We start from the raw sequence: 18253 nt of genomic DNA, 5'->3' as shown, positions 1-18253 counted from the left end.
TTATAAGACACGATTACTTCTGTTTTTGCACAAACAATTCTTGAACATCGGTCCCTGCAAATTCTTTGACGTCGATATCAGTACTGACCTTGATATAGATGGCACTGATAAAAATGCTGTTCAGGGAACTAAAAACAGAAAAGATCAGTACCAAACCCAAAACAAAGACCGCGATTCCGACATACACATTGACAAGAATCAACGCCACGCTAAAAACAGCCATTACTATTAATGCACAAAACTGCAAGATACCAAAACTAAAGCCGGCAGTCAGACTCTCTCCCCAAACCTTTTTCATCATTTCGACCGACTCTTTTAAGGCATTCCAGGGACTTTTATCCTCATAAGCGACAATAGGGACTACAAAAAAAGTAGAGATACCCCAGGCGATGCCCAGTAGGCCCACAAGTATTTTTCCTAATTTTCCTACGTTGTCCTGGATGATCTTTAAGATCAGGCCTACTGTTGCAGCGAATGCTGACCAGGATATAATATAAGCCAATCTGCTTACACTATACTTAAAGCCAATGGATAAACTGACCTCCTTGCCCTGGAAATATAACTTCACGCAGTGCATGAGCGCGATATTGAAGAAAATGACAACCGTGTAGCTCACCAGGTATACGACAAAGGTGACGAGATAGCGCATAACGTTATTATCCGATTGGTTCAGTTGCTCAAAATGCCATCCGAGGGCAGCACCGATACCGATAAAGAATGAAGTGAGAATAACAAAAAGCGCAATACCTGAGATAATCGGAAAAATGATCAGTTTTTTGTTTGATTGCAACACTTTCAATGATAGCTCGCAGATCTTCCAGCCATTTTTTACTTTTTCAATGAATCCCATAAGATATGTTTTGTTAGTGAATGATAGTCAAATATACCTTATTTTTCAATTCCAAGAGGTTAGATTTTGGAACGGAGGATGTGTTTTCATATTAAGAGCAAAATTCATTTATTTAAGCCGGTAGCTTAGCCCTAGCCGGAGCATCCGTGAATAGACCTCGTTATTGTTGCCACCAATGAAATCTTTATAATAGTTGGAGATGCCATAGGAGTATCCGGCATATACCCCGACTTTCTTGAAATCAGCAGAGATCTGGATTCTCCCTATTTTGTGAAGTCTTGATAACTATATTCTCTTGCTGCGTAGCCGTTGCCCTTCCTTTTTCTTTCGAACTCATTAAAAGGCCAATGTCAGAGCCAATGGTGATATCTTCCGGTTGACCGCTGATCCGGATCCGTCTGCCTATAAAGGGGAAAATGTTGATAAATCCATTATTAAGAAAAGTTCTTCCCCTGAAGGTCCAGATGATATCACCACCCAGGCCGTCCTGAAAATCGAGGCTTACCTTACTTCGAAGCATTTCATAACCCAGATCGCCGCCCAGGATGAAGTTGTTTCTCGTAACTCTTTTTATGTTAAAGGAAGCGCCATAGCTGACAGCACCTTTTCTCCCATAGGGGCTGTTTGTATATTTTGCATCGTTTATGCCGGTTGTGTGTTTGGCGGAGGCGCCTCTATAGGCGTAAAAGCCTGAATTGATCTGGCCGCGGATTTCTATAGATTGGGCGCTAACCGTCATTAAAGAGAACAAAATAAGAGAACATAGGATTGCTGCGGTATGGAAGGTTTTGGTTAAACTACGCATACGAGAAGAATTGGGATAAGTGATGAAAAGAAAGATACAAGTATAGAACGTTGATTTATAGGAAGGCGTTACAATCCGCTACTGTTTTTTCCGCAGAATAGCAAAGCTGCCGGAAGTGACCCAAAACCGGGCACCTACTGTTCAAAATCGAACAGTTTTTTGTTTTTGTGCATATGTATTGCCTTGTAATCAACCAGTTTATTGTAATGGCATTTTCTTTGAAACCTGTCAGAACGAACCTGAGCCGGCTTGCCGGCTCAGGTAGGGGATTAGACATGGCTTTGAATGCACTAAACAAATATAAAAATATATGGCCAGCAGGATATGCTTATTGTTATTCCTTTTGAATGTATCCGTTTCTGCTTTTACACAACAAAGAATCCATTCGAAGGTGGATAAAAGAATGGAAACCCTGAGCATTGTTGCGCGTCTGGCCGGATATGAGGAATACAATGATGATTATGCAAAAAAATATGTAGCAGATATACATCAGTACTTTGATCCCTACAAAGAGGATACGCTTTTCAGGTTTATGCGTTTTGTCAGGGCGCAGAAGGATATTTCCTTGGACGCCGTTTCTTCAATGGCTGTCTGCCTACAGTTATACGGCGGCAAGTTTTCTCTTATTGATAGCTGGAAAACTGATCTGGGAAGATGGGACCAGGCACATGCGATTCGATTTGTTTCTCTATTGAATGCTTTTTATACAAAAACAAAATTCGATGATTTCTTTAAAAATGAACAGCCGTATTATGACCAGATTACGGTAAGATATGACAGTATGATATCGAATTTAAATCAGTCGTGGTATTTTAAGTATTATGGAACAAAGCGCCCCAGGCATTTCAATATTATTATTGGTTGTGCCAACGGAGGCCAAAATTATGGTGCGGAAACAAATTCAAAAGAAGGCGGCAAACAACTCTACGCCATACAGGGGAGTTGGACGTTTGACACACTTGGCAAACCGGTGTTCCCAGCGGATAAATATTTTCCGACTATTGTACATGAATTCAATCATACTTTTATCAATCCAATATTGGGGAAGTTCGAAGATAATGACACCTTAAAAAATAGCGCTGCTTCTTTATTTAATTTGGTGAAATCTTTTATGGTCGCCGATAATTACGGAATGTGGCAGATCATGGTGAATGAAAGTCTTGTAAGGGCTTCCGTTGTCCGGTATTTGATCGATAACCATGCGACCGGAAGTGTGATTGATGCTGAGATGACGCAACAGGAGGAAGAGGGGTTTTTGTGGATCAGGCCACTGGTGGCATTACTGGGGAAATACGAAAAGCATAGAGATATCTATCCGACTTTTGAGGCTTTTTACCCCAAAATCATCCATTTTTTTGATACGACAGCGACATCCATTAATAGTAAATGCCCTGAAGTAACGGCCATAGTCCCATCCGTCGATACCAAGCAGGATGTAGACCCTCGTTTAAAGACAATGACCCTTTATTTTGACAGGCCGATGGATGTTTATCATTATTCATTTCATTATGGGAAGCCGGGAAAAGCCGGGTTCCCTGTCACAAAAGTAATTGGTTATTCTAAAGATGGGAAATCAATTGAGATCGGCCTGGACCTGCAACCGGATACTGAATATGAAATGGTGCTGCGCGGGAGCAAGACCTTTAAAAGTGCGGATGGCTATCCACTCAAAAGCCGTACCGTCAGATTTAGGACAGCCGGGCAGTAAAACGGATTTTAATGACAATAAAAATGAACTCAATTTTCAATCAAAAATAATAGCCCGATGCTACCATATTTTTTAAGACATCATGGCGAAATTTAAAACACAATAAGACTTTTTCAGCGATCAATATTATTGGATTGGCCATTGGTATCGCCTGTGCGGGACTGATCTTCCTATGGGTGCAGGATGAAGTGTCCTGAGATGCAACATTTGCAAAAAAAGACCAGAGCGAATCCGGTTCCTAGCCTTAAAGCTGAATAAGATCTTAAATAGAAAAAATGATTTTATGAGAAGTTTGTCAAATTACAATATAAAAATTGCCTGGCGTAACCTAAAAGGGCACCGGTTCTATAGCCTGCTCAATGTACTCGGACTCACCATTGGTATGGCGACCAGTATACTGCTTCTGATATGGGTCGAATATCAGTTCAGCTTTGACAAGTTTCATCATCAATATAAGCAGATTTACAGACTGAATACTACCATACAATCAGAAGACGGCCCTGTCACCTGGGATCAGGCCCCCAGCGGTCTGCCGGTATTGACTCAAGGAGTATCGGGCATAGGTAAAATGATCCGGCTCAAGTCCTGGGGCGATCAGAATATCTCAACTGTGGATCGGACCCGGATATTTGACGGTAATAATATAGCTTACATAGATCCGGGTTTTTTAGAGGTGTTTGATTATCCGATTTTGTATGGCAGTAGGTCCACCTTTCTTCATAACATCAATGCCACAGCCATTACTCAGGGGCTGGCACTTAAATTATTTGGTACGGACAAGGCCATAGGTAAAAAAATCCGTTATTTCGGGGATACGTACGAAGTGGCAACGGTCTTGAAGGATTTCCCTGAAAACTCAACACTGCAGTATAGTGCGTTGTTTCCGATGAACGCCTATAGCAGGCGTATGGTGGCGGCGGGGTCAATTCCAAATAGCCATTATGTGAATGAGGCAGTGGATAATATAGAGTTTCAGGACTTTTTTCTTCTGGATCCCGGGGCTGACCCTGCCAGTGTCGCTGCAGCCATCTCAGAGAATTATGAAAAGCAAAAAAATAATGAACTCAGCTTTTCCCTGCAACCTCTCAGCGGTTTACACTTGACAGCGCCCGGCGGCGACCCCTCTGGCCTGAGAATGGTACAGATGCTGCTGTTAGTGGCTATAATCGTCTTGGTGGTCGCTTGCATCAACTATATGAACCTTACTACGGCCAGGTCCCTGACTAGGCTCAAGGAAGTATCTGTTCGTAAAATTAACGGCGCTGCCAAAATGCAACTGTTCTGGCAGTTTATGACGGAAGCGGTTGTATTATTTCTGGCAGCGGCTCTTCTTTCTCTTGGCCTTGTTTATGGCTTATTACCCTTTGTGGGCCATTTTACGGGTGCAGATTTGACCCTTGTCATCCGGGAACCCAAAACAGCAGGTATTATCGGGGCGGTCTTTGGCGGAACGCTATTGCTGGCTACCGTTTTCCCCGCCTATTTATTATCCGGTTTACAAGCGGCAAAGGCTATTAAGGGGATGGTCAAAGAAAGCCGGTACGGGAGACTTCGTAAAGTGCTGGTCATTGTTCAGTTCAGCGCGTCTTTTATATTGATGATGGGAGCTATTGTGATACACCGGCAAATGCGGTATCTCTTCAATAAAGATATCGGGTATAATAAACATTATGCTTTTGCGGTACCTATGACGAATAACATGGTAGACCGGGCGGCTGAACTGGAAGCGGACTTATTAAAATCAACCGCCGTTGAAGCAACCGGCGTCAGTAACGCCTATGATATAGCCCGTGTTGAGAATCAAACCGGCAACGTTGGTTGGAATGGAAAGCCTGAAAATGACAAGACTTTGTTCACAGTGATTTCAGGCGATAAAGCCTTTATCCATACCATGCAATTCCGGTTTGTGGCTGGAGGTAATTTTTCAGGAACACCTTCAGACAGTAATAAGTATATTTTAAACGAGGTGGCGGCCCGACGTATGCAGCTGAAACCGCCTTATATTGGCCAGCGAATTGTAAATGGAGGTATGCCGGGAGAAGTGATTGGTATCGTAAAGGACTTTAATTATCAGCCGCTGACCCAGGCGGTTGGCCCGCTGATTATCGACAGCCGTGGCTTCAAGAATATCCTCTATGTACGTACGACTGCTTCCAAAGCACAGCAGGCTATCCGGGAAGCTGAAAAGTTATATAAAGTGTATTCGGGCAACGCCCCTTTTGCGTATTACTTTCTGGACAAAAGCTTCCACGATAAATATCGGTCAGAACAAAGAACCGGCGGTTTATTGAAGGCATTTTCTGTGGTCGCTTTGCTAATTTCCGGCCTGGGCCTCTTTGGACTGGCTACCTATACGGCGGAAGTAAAGAAAAAGGAAATTGGTATTAGAAAAGTATTGGGTGCCAGTGTGAGCAGCCTGGTCAGGCTAATGACGGGCCAGTTTTTAAAGCTGGTTTTTCTGGCAGTAGTTGTAGGCACGCCGGTCGCCTGGCTGGTCACTACCAGATGGCAGCATCAGTTTGCCTATAAGGTAGATATAGGCCTGTTCAGTTTTCTGATGGGTGCATTCATTGTCATAATGATGACAGTAACGACTATTTTGTTCATTGCGCTGAAATCTGCCAAGTCAAATCCTGTCAATAGCCTGAAATCAGAATAGCAGATAAAACGATAAGCAATACCGGGCTCTAAAGGGTAAGGATCATATCATGCCAGGTTTCACCGCCATGCGTGGAGTGGCCGATACCCGAATCCCTGAAACCAAATTTCTGGTAATAATCAATCAGGTGCTCCTTGCAGGTTAGCGTTACCCCTGTTTTATTTTGCTTTCTGGCCTGCGCAATAAGATGGTCGAGCAACTTGCCCGCATATCCTTTTTTTCTGTACTCGGGAGCGACCGCCAGGCCGAAAACAGACTGCCATTTGCCCTGTCTGTCATGCAGGCCGGCGTTTTTAAACATCTCGTCATCAATGGTCTGACGGTCTGTGACCATTCCGTTTATAAAGCCCAGTAGCCGGTTATCTCTTTCCAGTAACCAGAAATGTGTCGGGAAGATCCGTAACCTCTCTGATAAACAATCGTAAGACGCCGCTTCGTTAGGAGGAAAGCAGCGCTGTTCGATGGCAGCAATAGCTGCTAAGTCGTTTATCGTCGCTGTTCTGATATGCATGACCTGCTATGGGTTTCGAATTTTAAAAACGGAAGGGAAAAGGTACGGATTAATACAGAATAAACTGACCTTTTCAAATATTGAAATTTAAATACATGTATCTTTTTGCTACTGTTATGGCTATCGAAGACAGCTCCCATAAATTAAATTCTGTCTAATCTCTCACAAATTCTTTAAATTTACAGACTGAAAAGTCTAAAATGGCAGGATCGAAACCGATTATTACTACAGCTTTCAGCTATGAAACGCTGGAAGAAACCCTGGATATAAAGAGAAAAGGAGCGAAATTAGCCATTGGGATTCCCAAGGAATTGGCGTTCCAGGAAGACAGGATTGCCTTGATTCCCGATGCCGTCAGCGTACTGGTCGGTAACGGCCATAGTGTTATTATACAATCCAAGGCAGGCGAGGGAAGCAAGTTCAGTGATAAAGACTATAGCGAAGCCGGTGCGAAGATCACATTGGATCCGGACGAAGTATTCAAACAGCCTATTCTTATTAAAAGTGCGCCCATCACCCTGTCCGACCTGCCTAAACTTCAGAAAGGGCAGGTTATCATGAGTCCGTTGAATCATTCTTTGTTGCAGCGAGAGATCCTGGAGGAGCTATCCAGGAAAAAAATCACGACACTGGGTTTTGAAATGCTCAAAGACGATAGTGGTACGTTTCCGATCGTACGGTCCATGAGTGAGATTGCCGGCAGTGCCGCCATGCTGCTGGCCGGCCAGTTTCTGGCCTGTTCTAATAATGGCAAGGGCGTGTTGCTGGGAGGGATCAGCGGGATTCCGCCTACGAAGGTTATTATTATTGGTGCCGGTGTTGTGGGCGAGTTCGCGACGCGGACTGCTGTGGCGCTGGGTGCATCTGTAAAAGTATTTGACAATAATGTGTACCGGCTCAAAAGGCTGCAGAACAATCTGGGGTTCAGGGTCTGGACCAGTGTGATTGAGCCCAAGATTCTGGCTAAGCAGCTCAAAACCTGCGAGGTAGCCGTCGGTGCCCTTTCCAGTGAGAAAGGCCGGGTACCCATTGTTGTAACGGAAAATATGGTGTCCAAAATGCGGCCCGGAAGTGTCATCCTGGATGTCTGTATCGACCGGGGAGGCTGTTTTGAGACCAGTGAACTGACGTCCCATGAAAAGCCGATTTTCAGAAAACATGACGTGATTCATTATTGTGTACCCAATATAGCCAGTGGCTTCGCCAGGACGGCCAGTCATGCGATCTCAAATGTACTGATGCCGATGCTGCTCAAAATTGCCGACGAAGGCGGCCTGGATTCCATCTTGTGGCATAATTTTAATCTCAGAAACGGCATTTATATGTTTAAAGGCCAGGTTACGAATTTTTATCTGAGTGAAAGATTTAATATGAAATACACAGACCTTAATCTGTTGTTGGCAACCAGCCGGCGTTAGGTGATCGACGGTTCTGCGCCTGGTGCTCCAGGCCATATAAGAAATCTCCATTGAAATTTAAACAAAACGCTAAAACAGCGGTCAAAGCTGCTACTTCAGTACAGCGGCCTTTAGGAATCGGTTCCAAAAGTGCCTGCTTTCTGAATTATTCGCTATTTTGTGGCCGCAACTCCAGCTAGCGTTCAACTAGATATTATGATGAGAAAATGGTGTTTTTTGGTATTAAGCTTCCCCCTGTGCCTGTTTGCCAGTGCCCAAGGAGACTTTGCTGCCTGGAACACCGCCTTTCAGAAGGCAAAAAAAGACCTCAAGGGCCTGGCAGGTCAGCCTGCCGAGGCCTATGTGTCTACCGGCCGCGCTTTGGAGGATTTGGCGGTGACCAATCCCGGTGACCCGGAAGTCTGGTATTTCCTCGGCAATGCCATCGATAAATTCAACACATCCAGCGGAGAAAAGTTACCCGCATCCAGCCTGGCTTTGGCCAGAAGGGCATCCGACTGTTTTGTCAACAGTATTGAACTTTCCAACAATCAGTATACAGGTGAGACCATCTTATTTGATCCGCACACGAAGGTGCTGTCCGTCTGGGGGGCCCAGGCGGAAAGATATCTGAGTGCCGGCAATAGGGATTCCGCCGTCTGGTGCCTGCAACAGGCGAAAAACTACGGTGGTATCAATGCCAGCGTAAATGATTATTTTAAACAGGTACTGGATGAATGTACGGATAGTGCCTATCTGTTTACCAATGGCGACGTTTATTTTTATTATATCACCTATTTACAATTGGTAGAACATTATAAACCGGATGTACATTGTATCAGCCTGAATTTCCTGAATACGCAGTGGTATCCGGAATATCTGCGTAAAAAAGGGTCGCTTAAGCTCGCCTTCGGGGAAGAGGAGTTGGCAAAGATTAAATCAAGAAAATGGAAACCGGCTGAATTGACCATAAAGAACAAGGCGGGTATTATAGGGGATACGGCGATCAGTTGGAAGACGACACCTGCAGATGACAGTTATATGCTGCGAAGTGATATCATTTTAAAAGATTTTCTGCAGGAAAACGGCTTCAGAAACGATGTTTATTTTGCGGCAGATGTACCTGAACAAATGCGCTTGTACCTGGGCGTGGATAATTATGCGGAACTGCGCGGGCTTACCCTGAAAATTGTCCCCAAGTGGAGAGCGACTTCATTGCCGTACCTGGAAAATCGCCTATCGTTGCTCAATGAACTTTCGATTGAAGACGATGGTGACTTTACGTATAATAAAGATAATATTCAGGTCCTAAATAATTACCGGTTTGCCTACACGGCTGCCGCTGATCTGGCCATGAGTCAAAATCAGTTGAAAGCTGCAGAGAACATTCTGTTATTTGAGGAAAAAAAATATCCGGAGACCTTACTGCCTTTCTATGCAGACGCGACACGCAAATGGTTTGACGGCTTCAAAGAGAAAATTTTAATGGCTGCTGCCGCTCATTAGAAAATTAAAATTCCTTCATCAAAAATATTCTGCTATTTTCGCTGCAAAATCTATGATCACTGGTGTAGCGTAAGCTATGGTGTTAAAATAACGCAAACATTTATAATGTGTAAATAATTATAAAAATCTGTTTTGTTATTTCACTATATTTAGCTTCACTTTGCATCTTCAACACAATAAACGCAGCAAGAAAAAGAATGGGACTTTTTAATTTTTTTACGCAGGAAATAGCGATGGATTTAGGTACCGCTAATACCTTAATCATTCATAATGAGGAAATTGTGGTAAATGAGCCCTCTATTGTAGCGCTGAACCGCAATAATCCGAAAGAAGTATTGGCCGTCGGGAAACGCGCCTTACTGATGCATGAAAAGACCCATGAAAGCATCCGGACAGTCCGTCCTTTAAAAGACGGTGTGATCGCTGACTTTAATGCAGCGGAGTTGATGATCCGGGAAATGATCAAAATGATCCATCCCAAAAAGCCACTTTTTCCCCCCAGTTGGAGGATGATGATCTGTATTCCATCCAGCATTACAGAAGTAGAAAAAAGAGCCGTCCGTGACAGTGCCGAACAGGCCGGAGCCAAAGAAGTATATTTGTTACATGAACCTATGGCCGCTGCGATCGGTATCGGAATCGATGTGGAAGAGCCGGTAGGTAATATGATTATTGATATCGGAGGCGGAACGACAGGTATTACCGTGATCGCTTTGGCGGGTATTGTCTGTGATCAGAGCATCCGTATCGCCGGTGATGAATTTACGGCTGATATTATGGAAGCGCTGAGGCGTTACCACAGTCTGCTGATCGGGGAAAGAACCGCTGAGCAGATCAAAATCCAGTTAGGCGCCGCCATGAAGGATCTGGATAATCCGCCTGATGACTTGCCCGTCAATGGCCGCGACCTGGTTACCGGCATTCCCAAGCAGATCATGGTCAGCTATCAGGAAATCGCAGAAGCACTTGATAAAAGTATTTTCAAAATAGAAGAAGCCATATTAAAAGCCCTGGAAACCACCCCTCCCGAGCTGGCAGCAGATATCTACCGCCGGGGCTTATACCTGACCGGTGGAGGCGCATTACTTCGCGGACTGGATAAAAGGCTGGGCCAGAAAATTAAATTACCGGTACATATTGCAGATGATCCGCTTAAAAGCGTGGTTCGTGGCACAGGTATTGCCTTGAAGCACTACCAGCGTTTTCCTTTTATTATGCGTTAATGCTGATCCCGGTCGCTGTCATGCAGACCCAGTAACAGCTGGCCGGCATGAGCGGAATCAGGTTATTCAGATAACTGTATAAGTTTTATAGGAAGCGGTTGACAGGAAGTCGTATTTTTAGGCGCAGGCATTATACCGGGATATTTATTTTGAGGCGTCAGCTTGATGAATGCTAAGTAACGATGTTTAGTGAACGGGGCAGTAGCTCGCTATAGTCAATAACGAGGTAGGGTGTGAAAAATATATTTTTATTCATAAGGCGTTTTTTTACCTTCTTTATGTTCCTGATTTTTCAGGTGCTGAGTATCTCGTTTCTGGTAAATTATAATAAAACCTATGAGGCTGCCTACTCCAACACGGCCCACTCCCTGACTGGAGATATTCAGAAAAAATACAATAATATCCAGTACTTTTTTGACCTGAAGAGTACGAATAAAAGACTGGCTAAGGAAAATGCCGCATTGCGCACAGCGCTTTCAACCTACGTCAGAAACGCCGATTCACTCCATCTGGATCATATTTATACCCTGATGGATACGACAAATATCGATAGCACAGGGACTGTCCGAAAATACCAATATTTTGAAGCGAAAGTGGTCAGCAACTCTCTGACCAACGAGAATAATTTTATTACCATTGAGAAAGGTTCCAGACAGGGTGTCAAAAAGGACATGGCTGTTGCGGGTCCTGATGGTATTGTAGGCCATGTTGTGGCAGTCAGTGAAAACTATAGCCTGGTCATGAGTCTGCTTAATCACAATAGCAGGGTCAGCGGTATGCTGAAAAAAAGCAATATGCCGGGACTTATAGAATGGGATGGGAAATATCCTAATATTCTTACCCTGAGTAATATTCCTAAGAGAACCAAAGTCGCCAAAGGGGACACTGTCGTGACCAGTAATTATTCGGGTAATTATCCTGAGGGCCTCATCATTGGCAGGGTGATCACGATTAATAAGGAAGACCCGTCCAGCAATTATTATCAGATCAAGATTCTCTCCGGGACTGATTTTTACACGCTGCAATATGTATACGTTATTAAAAACAATTATATTAAAGAACAAAAAAACCTGGAGTCCAAAGCTCAGAAATAATATGACATGAGTGTACTGATGAAAAATATATTGCGGTTTATCTTCTTTATCCTGGTGCAGGTATTTGTACTGGATAAAGTGCCGCTGCTTCATCAGTATCTTAAACCGACGGTCGCCTTCTTATTTATCCTCTGGTTGCCGTTTAGCCTGTCCAGGGTCGCACTTATGGCGATTGCTTTTGTGTTTGGACTGGTACTGGACTATTTTTCAGGGGTGCCGGGGCTTCATTCCGCTCCTATGGTATTGATCGCTTATCTAAGGCCCTTTTTGCTCAACCTTTTACTGCCGCAACAAAAAGCAGAAATTACCTACTCAGATCCCAGTACTAAAAGTATTGGTATCGGACCTTATACGATCTATGTGCTGGTACTGACGGTCGTCTATCATCTGTACCTGACTTTTATTGAATGGATGCAGTTTGGCGACTTCCTTTTCTTCATTGGTAAAGTGCTGGCAACTTCGGTATTAAGCTTAGCCTTAATTTTTATTACAGAGCTGTTATTTTTCAGGAAAGTGAAATTTAAGACCAATGCCGGCTAATCACAGCTACGGGTTAAAGATTTTCAAAAAAAATATAAGAAGTTGGGCTTGACTTGCACAAGCAATAAACCGAATGTGTAGTTTTGCATTTGAAAGAACACGCCGTGCCCTTACGTCTCTTACCGGATCGTATAATGGCGCGATATGTGCTTAATTATCCGTAAATTACAATTTATTACCCGTGAAGGCCTAAGGGGCCGGCAATAAACAATTCAATAGCATTACGCAATACGTAGGGAGTATATGGCCACACAAAATAATAATCAATCTCGCAGCAGAATTATTCTGGGCATTTTTGTCGTAGTCTTCGCCATCATTTTGGCGCAATTACTCAATCTGCAATTATTTTCTCCTTCCTACCGGTTGCAGGCGGAAAACAATGCCATCTTTCGAAAGGTGATCTATCCCGATCGAGGAATCATATATGACCGGAAAGGCCATGCGATGATCGATAATGTGATTAATTATGATTTTACCGTGACTCCGGTCGAGGCCAGAAAAGGTGTGGATACCGCCACGCTCTGCAGTATCCTGGGTATTGATACTGCGGAATACCATAAAAGAATGATCACGGCCATTATCAAGAACAGTAGCTTTAAACCGAGCACGTTCGAGCCCCTTTTGACCAAGGAGCTCTTTGCCCAGCTCAATGAGAATCTTTATAAGTTTCCGGGATTTGCATTACAGGAGAGGCCGGTCAGGACTTATCCTTATCATGTGGGGGCCAATTTTCTGGGCAGACTGGGAGAGGTGTCTTCTAATTATTTAAAAGACCACCCCGAAGAGGGCTATCAGCCAGGCGATTATATCGGCATTGCCGGACTCGAGAAATCATATGAAAAAGTACTCATGGGCCAGCGGGGCGTAAAACGATACCTGCGTGATAACCGTTCCAGGATACAAGGTCCTTATGCAGGAGGGAGCTACGATACAACTGCTGTGGCCGGTCGAAGCCTTTATACCAGCATTGATGTCAATACACAGAAACTCGGTGAAAAGCTTTTCCAGAATAAGTTAGGGGCTGCTGTCGCTATCAACCCGAAGACAGGCGGCATTATCGCTATGGTCTCAGCGCCTTCCTTTGACCCCAATGACCTTACGCCAAGTGAATACAGAAGCCATATCGGTTTTTTGGTAACGGACACGTCCCGGCCGATGTATAACAGGGCCATTGCGGGGATGTATCCTCCCGGGTCTACTTATAAACCCTTAGGCGCACTCATTGCCCTGGATGAAGGCGTGATCAATTCTTCCTACGGATATGACTGCCGGGGCGCCTACTGGGCCTGTGGAAAGCGGGTCAGATGTGATGAAAGCTGGGCCGGTCACGCGGCAAATCTGCAGTTAGCGATCGCTCACTCCTGTAACTCTTATTTCTGTAATATCTTCCGGATGGTGATTGATAATCCCAAGTATGGATCACCACGCAAAGGGTACGCCCGCTGGCGGCAATACATGCATGATTTTGGGTTTGGGACCCATCTGGGCGTCGATATTCCCGGGGAGAAAGCCGGTAATATTCCTGATACCTCAGAATATAATCATGACTATGGAAATCGCTGGGTGTCGTGTAATATGGTGACAATGGGAATTGGTCAGGACCGTATGACCGCCACGCCGCTGCAGTCCGCCAATGAGGCCTGCATTATTGCAAATAAAGGTTGGTACTATACGCCGCACTTTGTCGACAGTATTGAAAATCCGCAACCCGGGGACACCAGTTTTCTGGCCAGATATAAAGTGAAGCATTCTAACCTGCATATCAGTGATACGGATTTTAGGGCGGTGCAGAAAGGGATGGAAGATGTGGCTTTGGAAGGGACGGCCTCAAGTATCAAAATACCAGGTCATCAGTTTGCGGGAAAGACGGGTACAGCACAGGTGCCTAAACTGAAGAACCTGGCTGTATTTATCGCATACGCACCGATAGAAAATCCCACCATTGCCATCGCTGTTTATGTGGAGAATGCAGGGTATGGGTCTGCATGGGCAGCGCCTATTGCAGCCCATATGATGGAGCAATACCTCAACGATACGCTGACAGAGGATACGAAAAAGGATGTGGAGCGGTTAGCCAAGGCGAGCTTAGTGCCCCATCAGATATTTGAATGGCGCAGACAGCAGGATTCGCTGAAAGCGGCCAAAGCCCGTGACCGGGAAAGGAAACGTGATTCACTTACAAGAATGAAAGAAGCGCAGCATATAGCCGATAGCATACAGTTGATTGCGGCTGCTGCCGATCATCATGAGGATTCTGCCAGGCGGGATTCTATCAGAGAAGCTATGTTGGTTGACTGGCGTTCAAAATTATGGCCATTAAGGCTCTCATCCCGTAAAAAAGCAGGAAAGTAAATGTATCAGCAAGAAAAGTTAGCAAAAGGAATAGACTGGGTCGTTGTATTTTTATATACTGCGCTGGTAGCCATTGGTATTCTTTGTATTTTTATGGTAGAATACAATCCGGATGTCAATTGGGCTTCTGCATTTATCTCCGGACAGACCGAATACAGCAAGCAGCTGATCTTTGCAGGCGTCTGCGCGATCCTGGCTATTTTTATTCTGCTCAGTGACTCGAAGCTATATACGGCCTTTGCCAATCTGGCCTATCTGTTTGGTATTTTACTGATGCTGGCCACCTTCGTGCTGGGGCGCAATATCAATGGCTCCAGAAGCTGGATTCCACTGGGTGGGGGCTTTAATCTGCAGCCTGCTGAGCTCTGTAAGATATTTACCTCTCTGGCGCTGGCCAAATACCTGTCCATGCAGGAGCTGGATTTTTCCAAACTACGTTCTCAGGTTATTGCCACGATTATTGCCATGCTTCCTGCCATGCTTTCTATCATGCAAAATGAAACGGGGCTGGCGTTGGTTTATTGTTGCTTTTTTATTGTGATGTTCCGTGAAGGCTTGCCGGGTGCCATACTGCTGATCGGATTTTCTTTTGGGGTTCTGGTGGTAGCGACCCTCATTATGGATCCGGACCTCCTGGCCATCATCCTGACAGCTATCGCCATCGGAACGCTCTATCTGTTACGCAAGAAAATCAAACGCAGCCGCAGGATTTTAGCCATGATTATTTTTATCTGGGCGGCTTGCGTAGGTATACAGCGTTTTGCCGTACCTTATATCTTTAATAATATTTTACAATGCTATCAGTCCACCAGGGTGTATGCCATGGTGGGGAAAGCTTATGACTGCTCTAAAAATAAGAGCAGTATTGCCAAGGAGGAAGCCAATAAAAGTTATGCCAAGCCGGATGACTATAATGTAAGACAGAGCAAAATAGCCATTGGTTCCGGCGGCCTGTTGGGCAGAGGCTTTTTAAAAGGGACCCAGACCAGGGGAAAATACGTGCCGGAGCAGCAAACAGACTTTGTATTTACTTCCCTGGGAGAGGCATTTGGATTTATTGGCTGTGCAGCTTTCTTACTCATTTATCTGGCACTGCTCTTTAGGATCGTAAAGATTGCAGAGCGACAGCGAAGTGTGTTCTCCAGGGTATATGCTTATTGTGTGGCCAGTATCTTTCTGATGCATATCGCCATTAATGTCTGTATGACCATCGGCCTGTTCCCTGTTGTGGGGATTCCCTTACCTTTGGTCAGTTATGGAGGATCATCGCTTGTTACCTTTACCATTCTGATCTTTATCATGCTGCGGCTGGATGCCGACCGCCAGATGGTCTTGAGGTAAATATATAAAGCTATATACAGGGACAGAGTTGTTATTCACCGGAAAAGCAGTTATCATTTGTCATGAAATTAGATAAAGGTAATTTTTTTAAATTATGGCTTCCTACCCGGGAATCTGCGGGCAGACTGGTTTTCGAAAACCCGACCGACAATACCCTTCGGCAGGATGCCGAAAAAGTGGTCATCACGGCTTATGTTTATGATCAGCTTTCTATTGAAAAACTGGACCTTATGGAAATAAGCCAGTGCAGAAACCTGATCAATACCGAGAAGAAAGTCTGGATCAATATAGACGGGCTCCGCAGGGCGGAAGTCGGTCAGATCTGCCGGCAGTTCAGTATTCACCAATTGATTGAAGAGGATATATTGTCTGTTGACCAGCGCCCCAAGAGTGATATATTTGAGGATTTTGTCTATTGCCTGCTTTATCAGTTGTATCTGGACGGGCAGTTTAATGAATTACGAAGGGAGCAGATTTCAATGGTGCTCGGGAAAAATTTCGTATTGACCTTTCAGGAAGAAGCAACAAGAGATGCTTTTGAAGAAGTCAGAAAAAGGCTGCAGTCTGCTACCAGTAAGGTGCGCCAATATGGATCTGACTTTTTGTATTACTCTTTGGTGGACGCTGTAGTGGATGATTATTTTACCACGATGGATTCTTACGGTGAGAAGCTGGAGAAAGGTGAAAGCCAGCTGATCCGTACCAACGCGCAGATGCGCATGTCCTATATTCTTTTTCTGCGCAAAGAACTGCTGCTATTCAGGCGGACGATCTTTCCGGCCAGGGATGTGATCAGCAGCCTGAATAAGAATGAAAATGCCTTGTTCAATGCGAAGACATTACGCTATCTGAAGGACATCTATGACCACATCCTGCAGGCGGTGGAAATGGTAGAAAACTATCGGGAAGGCATGTCCAACCTGCAGGATCTGCATATGAATATGGCCAATCTGAAAATGAATGAATCCATGAAGGTCATGGCGATTGTTACCTGCCTGTTGGCGCCTGCTACGGTGATCGGCGGCATCTTTGGGATGAATTTTTCCCGGATTCCTTTATTACATAATACCTATGGCTTTCTGATCGCGGTGGGCATTATGCTGTTGATCCCACTGTGGATGATCATCGTTTTTAAGAAACGAGGCTGGTTTTAGCCGGATTCCACCGGCAGCCCGGATCGTTTTCGGGCTGCCGGTGGAAAATTGTATCTGACGGCAGGTGTTATACTAAAACGCTTTCCAGCCCTGCGCCGTAATATCAAATGTATTGCCGCCTTTAGACAGGAATTTGCAGCCTTCCTCCTGTTCGGTCATATAACCAATGACGCTGATCTCTTCATTGAGTACGATTTTGTCATGGTCTTCCTGTTTGATGGTAAAGATCAGTTCATAGTCTTCTCCACCGTTAAGCGCGCATACGGTCGGATCCAGCCCGAATTTAAAGGCGGCCTGCCGGGTGCTATCGTTAATGGGTAATTTGTCCTCATATATTCTACAGCCCAGACCACTTTTTCTCGCGATATGTAACACTTCGCTGCTAATGCCGTCACTGACATCCATCATCGCCGTCGGCCGGAGATCTTGTTTTTCAAAGAACTCGATGATATCTTTTCTGGCTTCCGGTTTTAAAATACGTCCGACAATATAGTCTTCTCCTTCCAGATCTGGTTGCACCTTAGGGTTTTCCAGATAGATCTTCTTTTCTCTTTCCAACAAGGTCAGACCCAGAAAAGCCCCACCCAGATCACCCGATACGCAGATAAGGTCGCCTTTTTGTGCGGTACTTCTTTTAACGTACTGATCCGGAGCGACTTCGCCGATGGCCGTGACTGAAATAATAAAGCCTTTCTGAGAGGCAGATGTATCTCCTCCGACCAGATCTACTTTGTATTTTTCGCAGGCGGCATAGACGCCCTCGTAAAATTCTGACAATGCTTCCACGCTGAATCGGTTTGTGATACCCAGGCTGACGGTAATCTGCGTCGGTTGGGCATTCATAGCATATACATCACTGAGATTCACAATAACACTTTTATAACCCAGATGCTTGAGCGGAGTATACATCAGATCAAAATGAATGCCTTCGATCAGAAGATCCGTAGTCAGGACCGTTTGTTTGCCGAAGTGGTCCATTACGGCGGCGTCGTCCCCCACGGATTCGACCGTAGAAACATTATAGGTCTCAAAATTTTTGGTGAGATGGTCAATAAGACCAAATTCCCCCAGATCTGCAATCTCCGTTCTGTTTTCCATGATATAAGGTTTTGT

Annotated in this window: 14 protein-coding genes; 10 read left to right on the top strand and 4 right to left on the bottom strand. The window is 44.7% G+C overall.

What is annotated here, in order from left to right; translation table 11 throughout:
* Nucleotides 1-13: 13 nt before the first annotated feature.
* Both K9M52_RS08470 and K9M52_RS08465 read right to left on the bottom strand, forming a co-directional pair.
* Complete coding sequence (locus K9M52_RS08470) at nt 14-850, bottom strand: DUF6159 family protein (RefSeq protein WP_224071623.1); 837 nt, start codon at nt 848-850, stop codon at nt 14-16.
* A gap of 241 nt (nt 851-1091) precedes the next feature.
* The gene (locus tag K9M52_RS08465; RefSeq protein WP_224071622.1) at nt 1092-1655 is read right to left on the bottom strand and encodes a hypothetical protein; all 564 of its coding nucleotides are present in this window, start codon (nt 1653-1655) and stop codon (nt 1092-1094) included.
* A 310-nt stretch (nt 1656-1965) separates the two neighbouring features.
* Between K9M52_RS08465 and K9M52_RS08460 the strand changes: the two genes are divergently transcribed.
* The gene (locus tag K9M52_RS08460) at nt 1966-3363 is read left to right on the top strand and encodes a DUF4932 domain-containing protein (RefSeq protein ID WP_224071621.1); all 1398 of its coding nucleotides are present in this window, start codon (nt 1966-1968) and stop codon (nt 3361-3363) included.
* Between the two features lie 283 nt (nt 3364-3646).
* Nucleotides 3647-6022, top strand: coding sequence for an ABC transporter permease (locus K9M52_RS08455; protein ID WP_224071620.1), 2376 nt, complete (start codon nt 3647-3649; stop codon nt 6020-6022).
* A 28-nt stretch (nt 6023-6050) separates the two neighbouring features.
* On the opposite strand, the gene K9M52_RS08450 is transcribed toward K9M52_RS08455, so the two are convergent.
* The gene (locus tag K9M52_RS08450) at nt 6051-6533 is read right to left on the bottom strand and encodes a GNAT family N-acetyltransferase (protein WP_224071619.1); all 483 of its coding nucleotides are present in this window, start codon (nt 6531-6533) and stop codon (nt 6051-6053) included.
* 200 nt (nt 6534-6733) lie between these two features.
* Between K9M52_RS08450 and K9M52_RS08445 the strand changes: the two genes are divergently transcribed.
* From K9M52_RS08445 to corA, 8 genes are all read left to right on the top strand, one after another.
* Nucleotides 6734-7951, top strand: coding sequence for an alanine dehydrogenase (locus K9M52_RS08445; protein WP_224071618.1), 1218 nt, complete (start codon nt 6734-6736; stop codon nt 7949-7951).
* Nucleotides 7952-8146: 195 nt separating this feature from the next.
* Entirely contained in the window at nt 8147-9436 is a 1290-nt protein-coding gene (locus tag K9M52_RS08440; protein ID WP_224071617.1) for a hypothetical protein, read from the top strand.
* A gap of 197 nt (nt 9437-9633) precedes the next feature.
* Entirely contained in the window at nt 9634-10659 is a 1026-nt protein-coding gene (locus tag K9M52_RS08435) for a rod shape-determining protein (RefSeq protein WP_091395449.1), read from the top strand.
* A 233-nt stretch (nt 10660-10892) separates the two neighbouring features.
* Entirely contained in the window at nt 10893-11753 is an 861-nt protein-coding gene (gene mreC, locus K9M52_RS08430; RefSeq protein ID WP_224071616.1) for a rod shape-determining protein MreC, read from the top strand.
* 6 nt (nt 11754-11759) lie between these two features.
* Complete coding sequence (locus K9M52_RS08425) at nt 11760-12293, top strand: rod shape-determining protein MreD (protein WP_224071615.1); 534 nt, start codon at nt 11760-11762, stop codon at nt 12291-12293.
* 243 nt (nt 12294-12536) lie between these two features.
* Nucleotides 12537-14645 carry a penicillin-binding protein 2 gene (gene mrdA, locus K9M52_RS08420; RefSeq protein WP_224071614.1) on the top strand — a complete coding sequence of 703 codons (2109 nt, stop codon included), beginning with the start codon at nt 12537-12539 and terminating at the stop codon, nt 14643-14645.
* A complete protein-coding gene (gene rodA, locus K9M52_RS08415) occupies nt 14646-15986 on the top strand; it encodes a rod shape-determining protein RodA (protein WP_224071613.1) in 1341 nt (446 codons plus the stop codon).
* Nucleotides 15987-16048: 62 nt separating this feature from the next.
* Nucleotides 16049-17140 (top strand): magnesium/cobalt transporter CorA, encoded by a 1092-nt coding sequence (gene corA, locus K9M52_RS08410; RefSeq protein ID WP_224071612.1) that lies wholly within the window; start codon nt 16049-16051, stop codon nt 17138-17140.
* A 72-nt stretch (nt 17141-17212) separates the two neighbouring features.
* On the opposite strand, the gene thiL is transcribed toward corA, so the two are convergent.
* A complete protein-coding gene (thiL, locus tag K9M52_RS08405) occupies nt 17213-18238 on the bottom strand; it encodes a thiamine-phosphate kinase (protein ID WP_224071611.1) in 1026 nt (341 codons plus the stop codon).
* Nucleotides 18239-18253 lie beyond the last annotated feature (15 nt).

This window comes from Arachidicoccus terrestris, from assembly GCF_020042345.1.
Lineage (GTDB): Bacteria > Bacteroidota > Bacteroidia > Chitinophagales > Chitinophagaceae > Arachidicoccus > Arachidicoccus terrestris.
Note: the sequence above shows the minus strand (reverse complement) of the source record. Positions and strands in the feature narration are given on the sequence as shown.

Bases quoted from the DNA above. Each gene is read 5' to 3' on its own strand.
- K9M52_RS08470 (WP_224071623.1), bottom strand. From the start codon at position 850: ATGGGATTCATTGAAAAAGTAAAAAATGGCTGGAAGATCTGCGAGCTA.
- K9M52_RS08465 (WP_224071622.1), bottom strand. From the start codon at position 1,655: ATGCGTAGTTTAACCAAAACCTTCCATACCGCAGCAATCCTATGTTCT.
- K9M52_RS08460 (WP_224071621.1), top strand. From the start codon at position 1,966: ATGGCCAGCAGGATATGCTTATTGTTATTCCTTTTGAATGTATCCGTT.
- K9M52_RS08455 (WP_224071620.1), top strand. From the start codon at position 3,647: ATGAGAAGTTTGTCAAATTACAATATAAAAATTGCCTGGCGTAACCTA.
- K9M52_RS08450 (WP_224071619.1), bottom strand. From the start codon at position 6,533: ATGCATATCAGAACAGCGACGATAAACGACTTAGCAGCTATTGCTGCC.
- K9M52_RS08445 (WP_224071618.1), top strand. From the start codon at position 6,734: ATGGCAGGATCGAAACCGATTATTACTACAGCTTTCAGCTATGAAACG.
- K9M52_RS08440 (WP_224071617.1), top strand. From the start codon at position 8,147: ATGATGAGAAAATGGTGTTTTTTGGTATTAAGCTTCCCCCTGTGCCTG.
- K9M52_RS08435 (WP_091395449.1), top strand. From the start codon at position 9,634: ATGGGACTTTTTAATTTTTTTACGCAGGAAATAGCGATGGATTTAGGT.
- K9M52_RS08425 (WP_224071615.1), top strand. From the start codon at position 11,760: ATGAGTGTACTGATGAAAAATATATTGCGGTTTATCTTCTTTATCCTG.
- mrdA (WP_224071614.1), top strand. From the start codon at position 12,537: ATGGCCACACAAAATAATAATCAATCTCGCAGCAGAATTATTCTGGGC.
- rodA (WP_224071613.1), top strand. From the start codon at position 14,646: ATGTATCAGCAAGAAAAGTTAGCAAAAGGAATAGACTGGGTCGTTGTA.
- corA (WP_224071612.1), top strand. From the start codon at position 16,049: ATGAAATTAGATAAAGGTAATTTTTTTAAATTATGGCTTCCTACCCGG.
- thiL (WP_224071611.1), bottom strand. From the start codon at position 18,238: ATGGAAAACAGAACGGAGATTGCAGATCTGGGGGAATTTGGTCTTATT.